The sequence below is a fragment of the Thiohalorhabdus sp. genome (genome assembly GCF_046545655.1).
Taxonomy (GTDB): Bacteria; Pseudomonadota; Gammaproteobacteria; order Thiohalorhabdales; family Thiohalorhabdaceae; genus Thiohalorhabdus.
In genome coordinates, this window is sequence record NZ_JBKGZG010000001.1 from 122485 (window position 1) to 137561 (window position 15077).

Genomic DNA, 15077 nt, shown 5'->3' on the forward strand with positions numbered 1-15077 from the left:
GGCGTCCTCGTTTGCCAACCCTTTTGGGGCCCGTTGGGCGGACCCTCCCCCTTTTTGCCCGCGAGAGGCCGCATAAACCGTCGGATTATAACCGGGCCGGCGGGGGAATGAAAAACCTCCGGGAGTTCCACGCCTCAGCCGGGGGCCTCCTCGGCCCCGTAGCGCAAGTCCAGCCCGCCCTCCCCCACCAGCCGGGCGAGGGATTCCAGCAGGGCCGGCTCCGGCCGCACCGTCTCCGGCATGCGCAGCCGCGCCCGGGCCTGTCCGGGGATGCGGTATTCGATGGTCACCGGGCAGCCGCCGGGATGGTCCGTCAGCAGGCTCCCTAGCCGGCGCACCTCCTCGGTGCCCACCTCCGCCGAAAGGTGGATGGCCAGATGGCGGACCCGCTCGATGCGGGCCTCCTCCAGGGTCATGACCCGCTCCGCGGTAACCTTGTAGCCGCCGGCCTGCTCGTCCGGGGCGGCGCGGCCCTCCACCACCGCTAAGGGCTCGTCGCCGCGCAGCCAGTCCCGGATCGCGCCGTAGGCCTCGGCGAAGACCACCACCTCGGCGCGCCCGGACGGGTCCTCCAGGTTCACGAAGGCCATGCGCTCGCCGCGGCGGTTGTTGATCTCCTTGAGGGAGGCCACCAGCCCGGCGATCACCACATTCTCCCCCTCGGCGGGGGCGAGGTCGCGGATGCGCCCCTGGGTGATCTCGGCGAGCTCCTCCATGCGGTCGTCCAGGGGATGCCCGGAGAGGTAGAGGCCGAGGGTGGACTTCTCGCCGCGCAGCCGGTCGGCGCTGGAGAGCTCGGCCACGGCCGGGTACGCGCCGATGCTGGCCGGCTCCGCTTCGCCGAACAGGCTGTCCTGGCCCACGGCCATGTCCTGCTGCACCCGCACCCCCTCCTCGAAGGCGTCGTCGAGCACCTCCAGGAGGGCCGCCCGGGTGGGCGCCAGGCAGTCCATGGCCCCGGAGCGGATGAGCGCCTCCGCCACCCGCTTGTTGGCCTTGCGCAGGTCCACCCGGCTGGCAAGCTCGAACAGGTCGCTGAAGGGGCCGCCTCGCTCTCGCTCATCCAGGATGGCCTCCAGGGCGGCCTCCCCCGCCCCCTTGATGGCACCCAGCCCGTAGCGCACGTAGCCCCGGGCGGCACGGGCCCCGTCCGCGGCCTGGCTGTCGGGGTCCTCCACGGTGAACTCCAGGTCCGAGGCGTTGATGTCCGGGGGCAGCACCTCGATCCCCATCTGCCGGCAGTCCCCGATGAAGTTCACCACCTTGTCGGTGTTGTTCATGTCCGAGGACAGCACCGCCGCCATGAGCTCGGCGGGGTAATGGGCCTTGAGGTAGGCGGTGCGGTAGGAGAGCAGCGCGTAGGCGGCCGAGTGCGACTTGTTGAAGCCGTAGCCGGCGAACTTCTCCATCAGGTCGAAGATGTAGGTGGCCTTGCCCTCGTCGATGCCGTTCTCGCGCGCCCCGGCCAGGAAGATCTCGCGCTGCTTGGCCATCTCCTCGGGCTTCTTCTTGCCCATGGCGCGGCGCAGCAGGTCCGCGGCGCCCAGGCTGTAGTTGCCGAGCACCTGGGCGATCTGCATCACCTGCTCCTGGTACAGGATGACGCCGTAGGTCTCCTTCAGGATCGGCTCCAGCTGCGGCAGCGGGTAGTCCCAGTCGCGGTCGCGGCCGTGGCGGCGCTCCACGTAGTCGTCCACCATGCCCGACTCCAGCGGGCCCGGCCGGTACAGGGCCACCAGGGCGATGAGGTCCTCGAACCGCGACGGCTGCAGGCGCTGGATGAGCTCCTTCATGCCGGAGGACTCCAGCTGGAACACGGCGGTGGTCTCGCAGCGCTGCAGGAGGCGGAAGGTGTCCGCGTCGTCCATGGGGATTGCGTCCATGTCGAGCGGCGCCTCACCGCGGTTGGCGCGGCTGCGGTTGGCCAGCGTCACCGCCTTGTCGATCACCGTCAGGGTGCGCAGGCCCAGGAAGTCGAACTTCACCAGGCCCGCCTCCTCCACGTCGTCCTTGTCGAACTGGGAGGTCACCGTGTCGCCGTCGGCTTCCTTGAACAGCGGCACGAAGTCGGTGAGGGGCGACGGCGAGATCAGCACGCCCCCGGCGTGGGTGCCGGCGTTGCGCGCCAGCCCCTCCAGCCGGCGGCCCAGGTCAATGAGGGTGGCCACGTCCTCCTCGTTGTCGTAGCGCTCGCGGAGGTCCTCCTCCTGCTCCAGGGCCTGGCTGAGGGTGATGCCCAGGTCCCCGGGCACCAGCTTGGCGATCTTGTCCACGTAGCCGTAGGGGTGGCCGAGCACCCGGCCCACATCGCGCACCACGGCCTTGGCCTTCATGGCGCCGAAGGTGATGATCTGCGCCACCTTGTCGCGGCCGTACTTCTCCGCCACGTAGTCGATGACCCGGTCGCGCTTCTCCATGCAGAAGTCCACGTCGAAGTCGGGCATGGAGACCCGCTCCGGGTTCAGAAAGCGCTCGAACAGCAGGCCGTAGCGGATGGGGTCGATGTCGGTGATCTTGAGGGCGAAGGCCACCAGCGAGCCGGCGCCGGAGCCGCGCCCCGGGCCCACCGGCACGCCGTTGTCCTTGGCCCACTGGATGAAGTCGGCCACGATCAGGAAGTAGGCGGGGAAGCCCATCTGGTCGATGATGCCGATCTCCCGCTCTAGGCGCTGCCGGTACTCCTCGCGCACCTCGGCCCGGCGCTCCCCGGGCACCCGGGCGAGGATCTGGGGGAAGCGCTCCTCCAGGCCGGCCCGCGCCGCCTCGGGGAAGAACTCCTCGATGCTGCTGCCATCCGGGGGCTGGTAGTCGGGCAGGTAGGGAGTGCCGAAGGACAGCTCCACGTTGCAGCGCGCGGCGATGTGGCCGGCGTTGGCCACCGCCTCCGGGACGTCCTCGAACAGGTTCGCCATGTCGTCGCCGCTGCGCAGGTGGTTCTGCTCGGTGTGGCGGCGTTCCTCGCCCCGCCGCTCCAGCGTGGTGCCCTCGGCGATGGCCACCCGCACCTCGTGGGCCTCGGCCTCCCCGGCCTCGGCGAAGTGCACGTTGTTGGTGGCCACCACGGGGAGCTGCAGGCGCCGGGCCAGCTCCAGGCTGCCCTGGTTCACCGCCTCCTGCCCGCTGCGGCCGGTGCGCTGCAGCTCCAGGTAGAAGCCGGCGGGGAAGAGCTCCGCGTAGTAGGCGGCGGCGGCCTCGGCGGCCTCCATGTTGCCCCGCCCCAGCCAGTAGCCCACCTCCCCCTCCAGGTTGGCGGACAGGGCGATCAGGCCGTCGCCGTGCTCCCGGAGCCAGTCGTGGCGGACCCGGGGCTGGCCGCGTACCTGGCCTTCCAGGTAGCCCTTGGAGGACAGCTGCACCAGGTTGTCATAGCCGGTGCGGTCGCGGGCGAGCAGGACAAGGTGGGAAAGCGGCGACTTGCCCTCGGCCTCCACCCACACCTCCGAGCCGATGATGGGCTTGATGCCCGCCGCCAGGGCCTTGGTGTAGAAGCGCACCAGGGCGAACAGGTTGCCGTGGTCGGTGAGCGCCACGGCCGGCATACCCATGCCCTTGGCGCGCTCGATGAGCTCGGGCACCCGCAGGGTGCCGTCCACCAGGGAGAGCTCCGAATGGACGTGGAGGTGGACGAAAGGAGGTGTGGTCATGGGTCGTGGCACCCGCTCGCGACGTGGATGGTAGGGGTCGCCCATGTAGGCGGAGCGCGGCTCTCCGGGCCGGGCGGCGTCGCCCGCCCCGGCTCACTCCCGCGCGTTCCGGCTCACTACTTTAAAGGAACGCCGATGGATGGGCGAGGGCCCCAGGCGCTCCAGGGCCTCCCGGTGGGCCGCGGTGCCGTACCCCTTGTGGGCGGCGAAGCCGTAGCCCGGATAGCGCGCGTCGTGCTCGGCCATCCAGCGGTCCCGCGTGACCTTGGCGAGGATGGAGGCGGCGGAGATGGCCGGGTCGCTAAGGTCGCCGCCGACGAGGCACGCCGCGTCCGGCAGCCCCGCAGGGCGGCTGTTGCCGTCGATGCGTACCCGGCACCCCGGCAGGCGGAGGGCGGCCACCGCCCGCTCCATGGCCCGGTGGGTGGCCTGCAGGATGTTCACCGCGTCGATCTCGGCGGGCTCCGCCCAGCCCAGCCCAGCAGCGGCCGCCCCCTCCAGCAGGGCGTCGTGGAGCGCCTCCCGCCGCTTGGCCGACAGCTTCTTGGAGTCGGTGAGACCCGGCACCGGGTTGGGCTCGGCCAGGACCACCGCCGCGGCCACCACCGGGCCCGCCAGGGGGCCCCGCCCCGCCTCGTCCACCCCCACCGCGGGCTCCGCGGGCAGGCGAGCGCCATGCGGGGCCACCAGGACCCGGCGGCAGGGCCCGTCCGGCTCCTCCAGGGGCATCCCCAGCTGGGCGCGAGGCTCCGGCGCGGACACCCCTACCCCTCCTGCCGGATGTGGCCGAGGACCACCTCGGCGGCCCGGGCGGAGGGGTTCTCGCCCAGCGTGGCCCGCACCCCGGCCAGGTCCCGGCGCGCCCGCTCGCGGGCCTCGGGGTCCGCCAGGTAGCGGCCCAGCTCCTCGGCCACGCGCTCCGGTTCGGCGTCGTCCTGGATCAGCTCGGGGGCCACCTCCCGCCCGGCCACCAGGTTGACCATGCCGATGTGGGGCACTTTGATCAGGCGCTGGGCCAGCCAGAAGGTCACCGGCGACAGCTTGTAGAGCACCACCAGGGGGGTACCCACCACCGCCGTCTCCAGGGTGGCCGTGCCCGAGGTCACCGCCGCGCAGTCGGCGGCCGCCGCCGCGGACAGGCTGTCCGTCACGCGGTGGAAGTTGGGCGGACGGTACTCCGTGAGCAGCTCGTCGAGCACCTCGCCCACCGCTGGTCCGGCCACCGGCAGCACGAAGTGGGCATCGGGGAAGCGCTCCCCCAGAAGCTCGGCCGCCCGCAGCAGGACCGGCCCCATGCGCAGCACCTCGGAGCGGCGGCTGCCGGGGAGCAGGGCCACCACCGGGGCCTCCCCGGGCACGCCGAGGGCCGCCCGGGCCTCCGCCTGCTCCGGCACCGCGGGTATGCGCTCGATGAGGGGGTTGCCCACGTAGGTGACGGGCACGCCGGCCTCCTCGTAGAGCTCGGTCTCGAAGGGGAAGATGACCATCATGTGGTCCACGAGGCGGCCGATCTTGTGGACCCGGCCGCGCCGCCAGGCCCAGACCTGGGGGCTCACGTAGTAGACCACCGGGATGCCCAGCTTGCGGGCGACCTTGGCCAGGCGCAGGTTGAAGTCGGGGGCGTCCACGCACACCAACAGTTCGGGCGGCGCCTCGCGGAGGCGCGCCTTCAGACCCTTGAACACCTGGCGGATGTCGCCGAAATGACGCAGCACCTCCGTCAGCCCCACCACCGCCAGCCGGTCCGAGGGGTACAGGGGCCGGCAGCCCGCGGCCTCCATGGCGGGACCCGCCACGCCCTCGAAGCGCACCTCGGGCTCCCGGACCCGCACCTCGCGGATCAGGCCGGCGGCGATGCGGTCCCCGGAGGCCTCCCCGGCCACCACCAGGACCCGGCGCCCGCCCATTCCGGACCCGGGGCGACGCCCTGCCCGGCCCGCCATCGGCGCGGAGACCCCGCTCACGGCCGGGCGGTCTCCGCCACCACGGCGGCGATGCGCTCCACGTCCTCCTTGGCCAGCTCGGGGAACATGGGCAGGGCCAGCACCCGCTCGGCCAGATCCTCGGCCACCGGGCAGGAGGCCCCGCCGGCGGCCTCGGCGAAGGCCGGCTGGCGGTGGAGCGGCACGGCGTAGTAGACCGCCGAGGCGATATCCGCGGCCTGCAGGGCCGCTTTGATCTCGTCGCGGTTCGCCGCCTGGAGCACGAACTGGTGGTAGACGTGGGCGCCCTCCTCCACCTCCGCCGGCAGGGTCACCGGGGCATTGGCCAGGTGGCGCCGGTAGGCCATGGCCACCCGCCGCCGCCCCTCGTTGTAGGCGCGGATGCGCTTGAGCTTGGCGCGCAGCACCACCGCCTGCAGCTCGTCGAGGCGGCTGTTGAAGCCCAGCTCGTCGTGGTAGTAGGGGCGGCTGGAGCCGTGGTTGCGCAGGCGCAGGAGGCGGTCGGCCACCTGCTCGTCGTTGGTGGTGATCAGGCCGCCGTCGCCCGCGCCGCCCAGGTTCTTGCTGGGGAAGAAGCTGAAGGCGCCCGCCAGGCCCCACCCCCCCGTGGTGCGCCCGCCGCGGGCCGCGCCGAAGCTCTGGGCGCAGTCCTCGACGATGGTGAGGCCGTGCTCCTCGGCCACGGCGCCCAGGGCCTCCATGTCCACGGGCTGGCCGAACAGGTGCACGGGCAGCAGGGCCCGGGTGCGCGGGGTCACCGCCGCCGCCACCGCCTCCGGGTCGAGGTTGTAGCTCTCCGGATCCACATCGGCGAACACCGGCCGCGCCCCCACGTAGAGGATGGCCTCGGCGGTGGCGGCGAAGGTGAAGGGGGTGGTGATCACCTCGTCGCCCGGACCCACCCCGGCAGCAAGCAGGGCCAGATGGAGGGCGTCCGTTCCCGAGGCCACCCCCACGGCCCGCTTGACCCCGAGGAACCCGGCGGCCTCTTCCTCGAAGGCCTTGCCGCGCGGGCCCATGATGAACTGACCCGTCTCCAGGACCGCGCGGACCTCGGGCTCCACCTCCTCCATGAGGGCGGCCATCTGCCCCTTCAGGTCGACCATGGGGATGCTCACAACCGGGCCTCCTCGAGGTCGGCGGGAATGCCGTATTGCTGGAAGTGCTCGTCGATGGCGGCGCGCACCCGCAGCCCCAGGTCCAGGGCCTCCCGGCCCTCGATGCCGGAGACGCCGATGGTGGGCTCGCCGCGGCAGGCGGCCAGGAAGATGTCCACCTCCTCGGCGAGCAGGTCGGCGCTCTCCAGGGTCTCCTGGTCGCCGCGTGCGCCGGGAACCGGCCCCTCGGCCGCCCCTTCGTCCAGCTCGTAGATCCCCATGGCCCCCTCGACGAAATCCAGGGACACGTAGCGATGAGGCTGGAACATGCGCACTTCGCGGACCTGCTTGCGCGCCACCCGGGAGGCGGTGACGTTGGCCACCGCGCCGTTGGCGAAGGCGATGCGCGCGTTGGCCATGTCCACCTTGTCAGTAACCACCGGGATGCCGATGGCGCGCACCTCCGCCACCGGCGATTGCACCCAGTGGAGGATCAGATCCAGGTCGTGGACCATGAGGTCCAGGATCACGTCGATGTCCAGGGAACGCGGCTGGAAGGAGTTGAGGCGGTTGGCCTCCACGTAGCGGGGCGGCTGGCGGTCCCAGCCCTGCTCCCCGATGCGCCGCACCCCGGGGTGGAAGCGCAGCAGGTGGCCGGCCTGGAGGACCTTGCCGGCCCGGTCCGCCGCGTCGATGAGGGCGTCGGCCTCCTCCAGGGTCGCGGCGAGGGGCTTCTCCATCAGCACGTTGACCCCGGCGTCCAGGGCGGCCACGCCGATCTCCCGGTGGACCTCGGTGGGGGCTGCGACGGTGACCACGTCCACTTCCGCCAGCAGGGCGTCCAGGCCCTCGAAGACCCGGCATCCCGTCTCCTCGGCCACCTCCGCGGCCCGCCCGGCGTCGGCATCGATCAGGCCCACCAGGTCGGCCCGCGGGTGCGCGGCGTATTTCTGGGCGTGGTAGCGGCCCAGGCTGCCGACCCCGACCACCCCCGCTCGCAACGGCTCACTCATGACGGTATGCGGCTCCCTTCCCCGCCGCCGGCGTGCGCCAGCGGATCCTCAAGTACGATGCTGATGCCCGCCGCGTCGGCGGCGGCCACCATCTCCGCCCGGTCCAGCACCAGGGTCATCCCCGCCTCCAGGGCCAGGCAGGTGGCCCCCGCCTCGACCATCACCTCCACGGTGTCCACGCCCACGGTGGGCACGTCGAAGCGGACGTCCTGCCCCGGCTTGGCCACCTTCACCACCGTGACCCCGCCACCGCCCAGGGCCCCGCCGCGGCGGATGGCCTCGTCGGTGCCCTCGATGGCCTCCACGGCCATGACGGAGCGCTTCTTGATCACCACGCTCTGGCCGATGTCCTGGCCCGCGATGCTCTTGGCCAGGTCCCAGCCGAAGGCGATGTCCCCCTGCTCGGTCTGGTCGGGCGCGCGACGGGTCAGGAGCCCGGGGCCCGGGAGGAGATCGCCGGCGTGCTCGATGGAGGAGACCAGGTGGATCCCGGCGCGGTCCAGCTCGCCCGCCACGGCCCCCAGCAGGGTGTCGTCCTTGAAGTCCGGGGCCCGGGCCATGAGCTTGACCGCGCGCAGGTCAGGACGGAGCTTGTAGATCCGGGTCTTGTGGACCTTGCCGGCCATGACGGCTTCTTCCACGCCCGCCTTGCGGAAGGCCTCGATGAGCTTGCCCAGCTGGCCGAGGCGCAGCCACGTCAGCTCGTCCACGTGGGCGCCGATGCCCGGGTCGCTCTCCTCCCGGATCGCCGCGCAGAACACGCGGTATCCCTGATCCCGCAGGCTGTCGGCGTAGAGGAGGGGGAAGCGCCCGTAGCCGGCGATGAGGCCGATCACCGGGGCGCCCGCCCCGCCGGTCACCGCACCACCCCCCGCTCGGACTGGCGCAGGAAGTCCATGACCTGCCGCACCTCGGCGATCTCGGCGTCGGCCGTTGCCTCCAGCTCCGCCAGGGCCTGCTCCCGGGGCCGGCGCTTGTGGAACAGGGCCTTGAAGGCCCGTTTGAGGCCCTCCACCGTCTCCTTGGAGAAACCGGCCCGGTCCAGTCCCACAGTGTTGGGCCCGTACAGGCGGGCGCGGTTGCCGGCCACCGAGGCGAAGGGCGGGACGTCCATGGACACCGCCGACGCCCCGCCGACGAAGGCGTAGGGACCGATGTGGCAGAACTGGTGAACCGCCGTCATGCCGCCGATGATGGCGTGCTCGCCCACGGTGACGTGGCCCGCGAGGGTGACGGCGTTGGACAGCACCACGTGGTCCCCCACCTGGCAGTCGTGGGCCACGTGCACGTAGGCCATCACCAGGACGTCGGCGCCCACGCGGGTCACGCCGCCCCCCTCCTCCGTGCCGAGATGGAGGGTAGCGGACTCGCGGATGATGGTGTTCGCTCCGACCTCCAGAAAGGTTTCGCCGCCGCCGTACTTTTTGTCCTGGGGCGGGGCGCCCACGGAGGCGAACTGGAAGATCTGCACGCCGGGGGCGATCCGGGTGTTGCCCTGGATGACCACATGGGGACCGATCCAGGCCCCCGCGCCGATGGATACGTTCGGGCCGATGACGGAGAAAGGGCCCACCTCCACGTCCGGGGCCAGATCCGCGTCGGGATCCACCCATGCCGTTTCGTGAATCATGCTCTCAATCCGCCGTGATGGTCGCCATGAGCTGGGCGTCGGCAGCCCGCTCGTCGTCCACGTAGGCCGCGGCGTCGAACTGCCAGACCTTCCCCCGGTGCTTGGTCACGGCCACCTCCATCCGCAGTTGGTCCCCCGGCACCACGGGCTTGCGGAAGCGCGCCTTGTCGATCCCCATGAAGTAGACGTGCTTTTCCTGGGTGGCCTCGGGCTCGGACTTGTAGGCCAGCAGGCCGCCCACCTGGACCAGGGCCTCGACGATGAGCACGCCGGGCATGATCGGGAAATCCGGGAAATGGCCCTCGAAGAACGGCTCGTTGAAGGTGACGTTCTTGATGGCCCTCATCCGGTCGCCCGGCTCCCACTCCAGGATCCGGTCCACCAGCAGAAAGGGGTAGCGGTGGGGCAGGTGCTGCAGGATCCCCTCGATCCCCAGGTCGTCCGATCTCGCCTCCACTTTAGGAATCTCCTTCTTCAGGGTTTCGCTTATCCGCGCGCTCCAGGGCCCTTAGCCGCTCCCGCAAGGAACTCAGCTGTCGCAGCGAGGCTTGCTCTCGCCGCCAGTCATTGTGCGGTTGATGCGGGAAGCCGGCGTAGACGCCGGGCTTGTCGATGCTGCTGATAACTCCGGCCTTGGCGCCGATGGTGGTCTCGGGAGCCACATGTAGGTGCCCGGCAATCCCGGCCTGGGCGGCCACAGTGCAATGCTCCCCCAGCTCGGCGCTCCCCGCGAGCCCCGCCAGCCCCGAGATGACGCAATGCGCCCCGATTCGGCAGTTGTGCCCGATCTGCACCAGGTTATCGATCTTGGTGCCCCGACCCACGCGGGTCTCCTCCAGGGCCGCGCGGTCGATGCAGGTGTTGGCGCCGATCTCCACGTCGTCCTCGATCACCACCCGGCCCACCTGGGGGATCTTGCGGTAGGCGCGCCCCTCCGGGGCCAGGCCGAAGCCGTCCGCCCCCAGGACCACCCCCGCGTGCAGGCGCACACGCCGGCCCAGCTCGGTGCCGGCGTACAGGGTGGCGTTGGGACCGAGGCGGCTGCCCGCGCCGACGACGCAGTGGTCGCCCACCACGGTGCCCGCCTCGATCCAGGCCCCCGACTCGATGCGGGCCCCGGCGCCCACCACCACCCGGGCCTCCAGCCGGGCGTCCTCCGCCACCTCGGCGCCCTCGCCGAGAACGGCGGTGTGATGGATGCCCGGCTCCGGACGGGGCTCCGGGAAGAGCAGCTCCAGGGCGCGGGCCCAAGCGGCGTAGGGGTTGTCCGCCACCAGGGCGGTTCCGGGGAATCCCTCGGCGGCCTGCGGGTCGAGGATCACGGCCCCCGCCCCGGTCCGCCCCAGCTGCTGGCGATAGCGGGGGTTGGCGAGGAAGGAGAGGTCCTCCGCGCCGGCCTCCTCCAGGGGCGCGGCCCCGGCGATCCAGCGGTCCCCTTCCCCGCGCACCTCCAGGCCCAGCGCCGCCGCCAGCTCCCGCGCCTGCATCGGCTGTCGTGCCTTCGCCATCAGTCTCCGTCCTCGGCGTTCAGCTCCCGGAGCACCCGGCCGGTAAGGTCGATCCGGTCCGCCACGTACATGGCCGACGGCCCGGTGGCGATGAGGTCGTAGCCCTCCTCCTCGCCGATGCGGTTCACGATCCGGGAGACGCGGTCGTAGAGATCCTCCAGCACCTTGCTCTGTTGGGTCTCGATGTCGGCCTGGGCCTGTTGCTGGGCCTGGCGGAAGTCCTCCATGGCTCGCTGGAGCTCGCGCTGCTTCTCCTCCTGCTGCTCTTCGCTCATGAGGCTGGATTGCTTCTCCACCTCTTTCCGGAGCGTCTCCACCTGCTCGCGCTCCTCCTCCAGGGCGCTTTCCCGCTCCTCCACCTGAGCCTCCAGATCCTGGCGCGCGGCCTGTGCCTGGCCGGAGCTTTCCACCACCTCCCGCACGTCAACGTAGCCGATCTTGTTCTCCTGTCCGAAGGCGGACCCGCCCCAGAGGAGCCCCACCACGACCAGCGCGCAGACCGTCTCCCGCATCTGCCGCATCCCTCACCTCCCTTTTCCCTTCGCCCCCGAACCCCGGTTCGCGCACCCCGGAAACGGGAAGACGTTACATATCCGTCCCGATGGTGAACTGGAACCGCTGCAGGTCGTCTTCCGACTCGTAGCGCACCGGGATCGCATAATCGAACCGGAGCGGCCCCATGGGGGAGAACCACCGGAAGCCGATGCCCACCGAGGCCCGGAGCTCGTCGGGGTCCACTTCCTGATCCGGACCATAGGCCCAGCCCGCGTCGGCGAAGACGGCCCCGCGGATGCCCTGCGTGTCCTCTGCCCCGGGAATCGGGAAGATGAATTCGCTGTTGGCCTGCAGCTTGCTCACCCCGCCGATGGGATTGCCGTCCGCGTCTTCGGGGCCCAGGCTGTAGGTATCGAAGCCGCGGACGCTCCGCGCCCCGCCGAGATAGAAATTCTCGTAGAAGGGCACCGACTCGCCGTTGTAGCCCTCCAGGCGCCCGGCCTCCACGCCCAGGCTGACGGTGGAGGCGGACATCAGAGGGAAGTAGACCTGAGACTTCAGCTCACCACGGAGGTAGCGGGAATCGCCACCCGGCAAGGCGGCCTCGGTGAGCAGCTCGTTCTTCCAGCCCTTGCGGGGAAAGACGGTGTCGTCCCGGGAGTCGTAGCTCAGGGTGTTGCGCAGCAGGAGGTGGTCCTGCGTGCCCAGGAACTCCTCCTCTTCGCCCCCCAGCTCCAGGGTGCCGCTTTCCGTATCCGTCTGCTCGAAGGCCAGGCGCAGGCTGTCCCGCCAATACTCGGAGAGGGGGAAGCCTATGCGCCCGGCCAGGCCGGCGCGGTCCTGGCTGTAACGGAACAGGGTCAAGCGATCCGTGTCCCGCTTGGTGTAGTAGGCGTCCCCGCCCAGGCTGACACCGTCCACGGTGAGATAGGGCTCGGTTACGGAGAGGTTGAAGGTCTGGTTCACCCCGCCGATGTCGGCCTCGAGGTTGAGCCGCTGCCCCCGGCCGAACAGATTGTCCTGCTTGATGGAGCTGGTAAACAGGACGCCTTCCACGTCCGAATAGCCCACCCCTACGCTGAACTGCCCCGTGGGACGCTCCTCCACCGACAGGTCGAGGTCCACGGCGTCGTTGCGGCCCGGCACGCTGGGGGTCTCCAGGTTCACGGAGTCGAAATAGCCCAGCCGGTCGATGCGCTCCTTGGAGCGCTGGATCTTGCTGGTCTGATAGCGGGCCGACTCCATCTGGCGGAGCTCCCGGCGGATCACCCGGTCCTGGGTCCGGTCGTTGCCCTCGATATTCACCTCGTTGACGGACACCCGCTGCCCCGGGGCAACCTGGAAATCCAGGTCGACCGTCCGGTCCTCCTCGTCCACCTCCGGCCTGGGATTCACATTGGCGAAGGCGTAGCCTTCGTCACCCACGCGCTGGGTGATGGCCTCCACCGACTTCTGCAGCCGGCTGCGGGAGAACAGATCCCCCTCCTCCAGCTCCACCAGGGGCCAGAGGTCCTCCTCCGGCACTACCGTGTCCCCGGAGAATCCCACCTCCTTCAGGCGGTATTGCTCGCCCTCGGTGATGTTGATGGTCACAAAGACGTGCTGGCGGTCGGGGGAAAGCTGCACCTGGGTGGAGTCCACCTGGAAGTTCAGGTGGCCCCGGTCCATGTAGTAGGTCCGGAGCGCCTCCAGGTCGGCCATCAGGTTCTGGCGGGCGTATTGGTCCTTCCCCGACAGGAAGGCGAAGGCGGCGGAATCGGTCAAATTGAACTGGCTCTTCAGGGTCTCGTCGCTGAAGCGCTCGTTCCCGGCGATGGCGATCTGGGCGATCTTGGCGGGGCTTCCCTCCTCGATCTCGAAGGTGATGGCCACCCCCTCCTCCCCGGAGGACTTGGTTTCCGCGTCCACCTCCACGGCGTAGTAGCCCTGGGCGTTGTACTGCCGCTCCAGCTCCAGGGTGGCCCGCCGCAATCCGGACCGGGAGAACATCTTGCGCTCCTCCAGGCCGAAGGACTGGAAGGCCTCCCGAACCTGATCCTCCTTGAGCTCGTTCATGCCCTGGAAGGAGATATCGGTGACCACCGGCTTCTCCTCCACCTGCACCACCAGGGTGCCGTCCTCGCGCAGGAGCTGGACGTCCCGGAAGAAGCCCGTTTCGTACAGGGCATGGATCGCCCGCTGGGCCGTCGGAGGCGCGATCTCCTCGCCCACCTCTACCGGGAGGTAGTTGCGCACCGTGCCTTCCTCGATGCGCTCCGCCCCCCGAATGTCGATGGCCTCGACGGTGAACGCCTCCGCCGGCGAAGTCAGAACGGCACCGAAGGCCGCCACCACTGTAATCACCACTTTCCGCAGGACGTGCATTATTGGAACAGCCGTTGGATGTCGTTGTAGAAGGCGAAGACCATGATGGCCAGCAGGGCCATAATGCCCAACTGCTGCCAGCGGGCCATGGTCTCCTCGTCCAGCGGGCGACCGCGAACCCCCTCGATGGCCTGGAACAGCAGGTGCCCACCGTCCAGGACGGGAATCGGGAGCAGGTTCAGGAAGCCCAGGCTCAGGCTGATCATCCCCAGGAACCAGAGGAAGGGCACCAGTCCCGCCTCCGCGGACTGCCCGGCGAATTGCGCGATGGCAATGGGCCCACCGAGGTTATCGCTGGAAACGGAGCCCGTCACCATGCGGGCGAGCATCTCCACCGTCAGCCACAGCATCTCTCCGGTCTTCTTCACCCCTTCCCACAGAGCCCCAAGCGGACCGTAGCGAACGGTCACCTGGAGCTCCTCGCCAAGGGGCTCGGGACGGATGCCGATCTGACCCACTTCCTCTTCCTCGGGTCCAGACACCGCTGCCGGCGAGGCGGACAGGGTACGTTCCTCCCCGTCCCTGCGAACCCGGATCTCCAGGGGCTCGCCCGGGCTCTCCCGCACCAGGCTCAGGAACCGGTGCCAGGAGGCCACAGGCTCCCCATCGACGGCAACAACGCGGTCGCCGGGCTGCAGACCCGCCTCCGCTGCCGCGGATTCGGGCTCCACCTGGTTCACCGTCACCGGCTGGTACGGCGCCAGCCCGACGGATCGGTAGAGGAAATCCTCCTGGAGGTTCTCGCCTCCCACTCCGGAGAGATCCAAAACCGTCTCCCGGCTGGGCCCGCCGTCCGAAACGCGCAGGGTCACCGCTTCCCGGGCCATGGCGGCCTGCATCAGGGCCACCTGGGCCTCGTTCCAGGAGCGCACTTCCTGGTCCCCGACGGATTCGATTTCCTGGCCGATGCGCAGCTCGGCCTGGGCGGCCGGGGACTCCGACGCAACGTAGCCGACCTGCGGGACCAGGCCTTGAACCCCGATCAGGTACACCGCCACGAAGGCCGCCGCGGCGAAGAGGAAGTTCATTACCGGACCGGCCGCCGCCACCGCCATACGATGCGGCACCGGTTTGCGGTTGAAGGCCCGGTGGGCCTCCTCGGGGGCAAGCTCCGGTTCCTCGCCCGGAACCTCCCCGGCCATCTTTACGTAGCCGCCCAGCGGCAGGGTCGCCAGCACGTACTCCACGCCGTCCTTGCCCTTGCGGGAAAACAGGGCCGGGCCGAAGCCCACGGAGAACTTGAGCACCTTGATGCCCACCCGGCGAGCCACCCAGAAGTGGCCGTACTCGTGGACCGTGATCAGGACCCCGATGGCCACCACAAACATCAATAGTGTATGGAGGAGTTCCATGGGTGCAGGCCGTCCTCAGTTGGTTGATGGC

Annotated in this window: 12 protein-coding genes; all 12 read right to left on the bottom strand. The window is 70.3% G+C overall.

Annotated features, from left to right (window positions below; genetic code table 11):
• Positions 1-134 precede the first annotated feature (134 nt).
• The 12 genes from dnaE to rseP all read right to left on the bottom strand — a co-directional run bounded on the left by dnaE (position 135) and on the right by rseP (position 15046).
• Positions 135-3644 carry a DNA polymerase III subunit alpha gene (dnaE, locus tag ACLFRB_RS00635; protein ID WP_411067053.1) on the bottom strand — a complete coding sequence of 1170 codons (3510 nt, stop codon included), beginning with the start codon at positions 3642-3644 and terminating at the stop codon, positions 135-137.
• A 93-nt stretch (positions 3645-3737) separates the two neighbouring features.
• Positions 3738-4406: a ribonuclease HII gene (locus ACLFRB_RS00640; RefSeq protein WP_411067054.1), complete on the bottom strand. Its 669-nt coding sequence runs from the start codon at positions 4404-4406 to the stop codon at positions 3738-3740.
• Positions 4407-4408: 2 nt separating this feature from the next.
• Complete coding sequence (lpxB, locus tag ACLFRB_RS00645) at positions 4409-5551, bottom strand: lipid-A-disaccharide synthase (protein ID WP_411067055.1); 1143 nt, start codon at positions 5549-5551, stop codon at positions 4409-4411.
• Positions 5552-5604: 53 nt separating this feature from the next.
• On the bottom strand, positions 5605-6693 hold the full coding sequence (locus ACLFRB_RS00650; RefSeq protein ID WP_411067086.1) for a DegT/DnrJ/EryC1/StrS family aminotransferase: 1089 nt from the start codon (positions 6691-6693) through the stop codon (positions 5605-5607).
• Between the two features lie 8 nt (positions 6694-6701).
• A complete protein-coding gene (locus tag ACLFRB_RS00655; RefSeq protein WP_411067056.1) occupies positions 6702-7697 on the bottom strand; it encodes a Gfo/Idh/MocA family protein in 996 nt (331 codons plus the stop codon).
• On the bottom strand, positions 7694-8557 hold the full coding sequence (locus tag ACLFRB_RS00660) for an LpxI family protein (RefSeq protein ID WP_411067057.1): 864 nt from the start codon (positions 8555-8557) through the stop codon (positions 7694-7696). The genes ACLFRB_RS00655 and ACLFRB_RS00660 overlap by 4 nt, the downstream gene beginning before the upstream one ends.
• Entirely contained in the window at positions 8554-9327 is a 774-nt protein-coding gene (lpxA, locus tag ACLFRB_RS00665) for an acyl-ACP--UDP-N-acetylglucosamine O-acyltransferase (RefSeq protein ID WP_411067058.1), read from the bottom strand. The genes ACLFRB_RS00660 and lpxA overlap by 4 nt, the downstream gene beginning before the upstream one ends.
• Positions 9328-9331: 4 nt before the next feature.
• Entirely contained in the window at positions 9332-9784 is a 453-nt protein-coding gene (gene fabZ / locus ACLFRB_RS00670) for a 3-hydroxyacyl-ACP dehydratase FabZ (RefSeq protein ID WP_411067059.1), read from the bottom strand.
• Position 9785: 1 nt separating this feature from the next.
• Entirely contained in the window at positions 9786-10835 is a 1050-nt protein-coding gene (gene lpxD / locus ACLFRB_RS00675) for a UDP-3-O-(3-hydroxymyristoyl)glucosamine N-acyltransferase (RefSeq protein WP_411067060.1), read from the bottom strand.
• Positions 10835-11356, bottom strand: coding sequence for an OmpH family outer membrane protein (locus tag ACLFRB_RS00680; RefSeq protein WP_411067061.1), 522 nt, complete (start codon positions 11354-11356; stop codon positions 10835-10837). Before ACLFRB_RS00680 ends, lpxD begins: the two co-directional genes overlap by 1 nt.
• A 64-nt stretch (positions 11357-11420) precedes the next feature.
• The gene (bamA, locus tag ACLFRB_RS00685; protein WP_411067062.1) at positions 11421-13694 is read right to left on the bottom strand and encodes an outer membrane protein assembly factor BamA; all 2274 of its coding nucleotides are present in this window, start codon (positions 13692-13694) and stop codon (positions 11421-11423) included.
• Positions 13694-15046 carry an RIP metalloprotease RseP gene (gene rseP / locus ACLFRB_RS00690; RefSeq protein WP_411067063.1) on the bottom strand — a complete coding sequence of 451 codons (1353 nt, stop codon included), beginning with the start codon at positions 15044-15046 and terminating at the stop codon, positions 13694-13696. The genes bamA and rseP overlap by 1 nt, the downstream gene beginning before the upstream one ends.
• Between the last annotated feature and the right edge of the window lie 31 nt (positions 15047-15077).

Coding starts and splice junctions, on each gene's coding strand:
- ACLFRB_RS00680 (WP_411067061.1), bottom strand. CDS start 11,356: ATGCGGCAGATGCGGGAGACGGTCTGCGCGCTGGTCGTGGTGGGGCTC.
- rseP (WP_411067063.1), bottom strand. CDS start 15,046: ATGGAACTCCTCCATACACTATTGATGTTTGTGGTGGCCATCGGGGTC.
- lpxD (WP_411067060.1), bottom strand. CDS start 10,835: ATGGCGAAGGCACGACAGCCGATGCAGGCGCGGGAGCTGGCGGCGGCG.
- dnaE (WP_411067053.1), bottom strand. CDS start 3,644: ATGACCACACCTCCTTTCGTCCACCTCCACGTCCATTCGGAGCTCTCC.
- ACLFRB_RS00655 (WP_411067056.1), bottom strand. CDS start 7,697: ATGAGTGAGCCGTTGCGAGCGGGGGTGGTCGGGGTCGGCAGCCTGGGC.
- ACLFRB_RS00650 (WP_411067086.1), bottom strand. CDS start 6,693: ATGGTCGACCTGAAGGGGCAGATGGCCGCCCTCATGGAGGAGGTGGAG.
- lpxA (WP_411067058.1), bottom strand. CDS start 9,327: ATGATTCACGAAACGGCATGGGTGGATCCCGACGCGGATCTGGCCCCG.
- lpxB (WP_411067055.1), bottom strand. CDS start 5,551: ATGGGCGGGCGCCGGGTCCTGGTGGTGGCCGGGGAGGCCTCCGGGGAC.
- bamA (WP_411067062.1), bottom strand. CDS start 13,694: ATGCACGTCCTGCGGAAAGTGGTGATTACAGTGGTGGCGGCCTTCGGT.